Here is a 3,883-nt window from a genome sequence, read left to right on the forward strand (position 1 = left end):
CCGGTGGACGTGGGGGCTTTGGAAAGCAGCGTCAGGTAGCGATCCAGGCTGGTTGCGGTCAGCAATCTGGTCCGAGCGGCTTCGTCGGCGGCGACATGAAATCGCTTCGCCGTGCCCAGCCGTTGAAGTTTCAGCAAGCAGCCCAGGAAGGTGCTGTCCAGGTATTCACACCCCAGTAAGTCAACGGTCACGGTCGCATGGGGATCTTCGACCAGGCATCCCTTGACGAACTCCGCAAACGCCGGACTGTGGGTCGCAGTCCCCTTTCCCTGGACACGGACCACAAAACCATTTCTGGTTCGCGAGACACACAGATCGCAGCGTAACGTCATCGGACCCACCTCCGCCAAGGAATTTCAATCGCTCCGGCAATTGGCAAGCCTAACAGAGTTTTTTGATGGCGGCAAATTTTGTGAACGGAGCGAACATCCAGTCCCACTCGGCGAGCACAGTGCTGAGCCGCTTTTCTTCGGCACCGATCCGCCACCACCGCCCATCGGAGTGGCTATGATACTGCCGATTGTTACCGCCAATTCACTGGAAGGCCGTTTGAATGTTGGGCATCTATCTGTTGTGTCTCTTCTTGATCTGCCTGACCGCGATTATCGCTCTGCCTGCGGAGGTGCGTTCGTTGATGAGCGACAACTGCCGGAATTCGCGTGGACGCTTGAAACCTCGCTACGTCGCGCGTGAGATGCTTTCGCTGGCCAGGTTTTACGCCCAAACGTTGTTTGCCGCGTCGCTGATCGCTTGCGTCGCCCTGATCGCCGCGGTGTTCATCGACGATTACATCAAGTTGGACATCATCGCCAAGGCGGTGGGGAAATTTGAGCCGGATGCCGCGGCGTGGGAGGCAAGTTTGAAGGCTGGCCCCAAGAGCGTCACCTCGCAGTTCACGCAACACCACATGATGCAAGGTGGAACGCGAGCCAGCGCCAGGACGCTGATGCTGACGTTGTGGAGACTGGTTCCGTTGGCGACCGTTCTGATCTTCGCCGCCCTGCTGCTCTGCATGCGATTGATGTCACAAAGTTTCAATCGCGCAATTCGAGACCTAGTACGCGAAGAATCGGCGCGCGATTTGAGACGCATTCGACGTCGCTATTTACAAAACACCGCTCAGTCGCAACTGCCCAATTGACGCTGCGATCCAGCTGACGCAGCTACCCAGCTGACGCAGCGGCCCAGGTGACACCCGGGCCGCATCGATGACAATGAACGCACTTAGTTCTTGAAGAACTCGTGCTTCGGATCGCCGGCGCTGATCAGGTAGGCGACCAAATCCAGGATCTCGTCTTGGGTCATTCGGTTGAACAGCCCTTCGGGCATCGCCGACGTCTTGGAAACCATCATTTCTTCGATCGTCTTGCGGTCGATGTTGACCCGGTCATTGGGATCGGTCAGATCGGTGTTGATCGTCATCGAATCACCGTTCAGATTGACCACCACACCGACGTGGATTCGACCGTCGTCGGTCAGGACCTTGACCGCCGAGAACTGGTCATTGATCACCTTGCTGGGATGGATCACCTGGTCCAACAAGTCGTGCGGCGAGTAGCGACGTCCGGCCGAGGTCAGGTCGGGGCCGGTCATGCCGCCTTGGTCGCCGAAGCGGTGGCAGGCATAACACCCCGTCGCGGCGAACATTTTTCGACCGTTTTCAAAGTCGCGCTGCTTCAATCCGGTGCGGGCGGCCGCCGACAACTCTTCCAGCGTCCACTTCTTCTCGGGGCGACCCTCAAAGATTTGGCCCAAGTTTTCCAACGCCGACTTCTTGACCGGCTTTCTCGCCAACAGTTCCGCCATCTCGGCTTTTTGCGTTTCACTCAGCGAGGCGACCGCATCGTCGCGAATGAACTGAATGAACTGATCGAAACTGGCACCGCCTTTGTAGTTGGCCGCCTTCAGGAACCACTCGAAGTACGCGGTGTGCAACTCGGGCGTCCAGCCGGCCTTCAGCATGCGGATCGAACGAGCGTATTGCATCTGTTCTTCTTGCGTGGGCGCGTCCTGGATCAACGCGATCGCCTTCTGGGCGACGGTCGGCGATTGCAGCCAGGCAAGCGTCTCGCACAACAGCCAATTCAATTCCGGAGTGGACGCGGGAAACAGCGGGTCAAACTTGGCGATCAAGCGATCGATCATGGCGTCATCGGGTCGGCCGAATCGATTCAAAATGATTTGCGTTGTCCGGTGAAGCGTCAGTTGCTGCGTTTCGTTCAGGCTTGCCACGTCGATCGAGAGCACCGCGTTGAGCAGTTTCTCTCGCATGTCGGTGTCAACTGCGGCAGTCGAGTCGTCGCGGTGTTGGGGGCAGACGCCGGTGACGCGAGCCAGGGCAAGCAGGGCTTCGACTTGTTTCGCCGCGTCCGATTCGTTCAACGCTTTGTCGGCCCATTGATCGGTCGGTTGGTGCTCGATCGCGGTTCGGGCGGCGAATCGAATGAAGCGATCTTGATCGTCAAGGTACGGCCAAGCGACAGAGATCGCCTGGGGGTCTTGTTGACCGTGGAAGGCTTCCAGCATGTATCGCGTCTGGCGGGCTTTGCTTTTCGTCGCCTTTGCTTGGACGGGTTCGGTCGACTGATCGCCGACATAGGTCACGCGGTACAGGCCCGATTGCACACGTCGCCCGCCGATCGTGAAATACATCGCACCGTCTTGGGGACGGATGATGGCATCGGTGATCGGCAACGGTGCACCGGTGACGAACTCTTCTTTGGTTGCGGTGTAGGACGAGCCGCTCGGTTCCAAGTGGATCGCGTAAAGCTTTCCCCAACTCCAGTCGAGTGCGTAGAGTGCGTCTTGGTACTTGGCGGGGAACTTGGCGCCGTAGCCGAACGTCATGCCGGTCGGAGACCCGGGGCCGATGTCAAGCACGCCGGGCAGGTTGTCGGCGTAGAACGGCATGCGTTTTCCGGCACCGTTTCGCCAGCCGAACTCGGCGCCGCTGGTCACCAGACAAATACGCGTGGGGCGATACCACGGCGTGTTGAAGTCGTACTCCATGTCGGCGTCATACGTGAACAACTCGCCGTCACGATTGACCGCGGCGTCGAACACGTTGCGAAATCCGGACGCGTAGGCTTCGAAGGTTTGTCCGTCGGGCGTGACACGGTAGATGATGCCGCCGGGGGCGAGCACGCCGCGGTTGTGCCCGCGTCCGTCCGGCATGCTGGGCAACAGATGGTCTTCGCCCCAGACCTGACGCACCGGTGAGCTGTCTGCCAGCGGCGGCGGAGTCGTGTTGTTGCCGGTGACCAGATACAGCGCTTTTCCGTCGGGGGTCGGCATCACTGCATGAACGCCGTGATCGCCTCTGGATTTGACTTCGTGAAGCAGTTCAACCTTGTCCAGGGAATCATCGCCGTCACTATCACTGACCCGGTACAAACCGGAGGGGATTTTTTGTTCGTAGTCGTTGACGCCGACGTACAGGGCTCCGAAGGCCCAGACCATTCCATTGACCGCTCGGATGTCGGCCGGAACTTGTTCGACGTCCGCCGCTTGCAGGGTTTCGCCAGCTGGCGGCGGCGTGATGCGATACAGGCCGCCGAATTGATCGCTGACCAGAATTCGGCCCTTGTCGTCGGTGCAGAGATTCACCCACGAGTCCTGCTCTTCGCCGGCTACCGAATACAGCAACTCCACTTCAAACCCTTCGGCGGCCTTGATCCGATCGATCGGAGTTGCGGTGTTGCCGCCGATGGCCGGACCGCCGCTGGTGGGCCGAGTTCGTTTCGCCGGCGTTTTGCGTGCCTTGGCCTTGTCCTTGGCCGCACCGTTCTGGGCAGCGGCATCGGGGACGAACATGGCAACGCAGAGTAGCGACAGGCAGATCGCAGCGATACGCCGGCCGGTCGTCAGCGCGGCGGGGGAGAGG

3 protein-coding genes are annotated in these 3,883 nt (G+C 59.7%); 1 reads left to right on the forward strand and 2 read right to left on the reverse strand.

Going from position 1 to position 3,883, the window contains the following annotated elements; translation table 11 throughout:
• Positions 1-332: STAS domain-containing protein (locus tag ABX749_RS25100; RefSeq protein WP_372898411.1), on the reverse strand; the 332-nt coding region annotated here is incomplete at its 3' end.
• Positions 333-553: 221 nt separating this feature from the next.
• On the opposite strand from ABX749_RS25100, the gene ABX749_RS25105 reads away from it, so the two are divergent.
• Complete coding sequence (locus tag ABX749_RS25105; RefSeq protein WP_372898412.1) at positions 554-1,141, forward strand: hypothetical protein; 588 nt, start codon at positions 554-556, stop codon at positions 1,139-1,141.
• An 83-nt stretch (positions 1,142-1,224) separates the two neighbouring features.
• Here ABX749_RS25105 and ABX749_RS25110 read toward each other — a convergent pair whose 3' ends face one another.
• Positions 1,225-3,813, reverse strand: coding sequence for a c-type cytochrome (locus tag ABX749_RS25110; protein ID WP_372898413.1), 2,589 nt, complete (start codon positions 3,811-3,813; stop codon positions 1,225-1,227).
• Between the last annotated feature and the right edge of the window lie 70 nt (positions 3,814-3,883).

It is taken from the genome of Stieleria sp., assembly GCF_041595215.1.
Lineage (GTDB): Bacteria > Planctomycetota > Planctomycetia > Pirellulales > Pirellulaceae > Stieleria > Stieleria magnilauensis.

Bases quoted from the DNA above. Each gene is read 5' to 3' on its own strand.
- ABX749_RS25105 (WP_372898412.1), top strand. From the start codon at position 554: ATGTTGGGCATCTATCTGTTGTGTCTCTTCTTGATCTGCCTGACCGCG.
- ABX749_RS25110 (WP_372898413.1), bottom strand. From the start codon at position 3,813: ATGTTCGTCCCCGATGCCGCTGCCCAGAACGGTGCGGCCAAGGACAAG.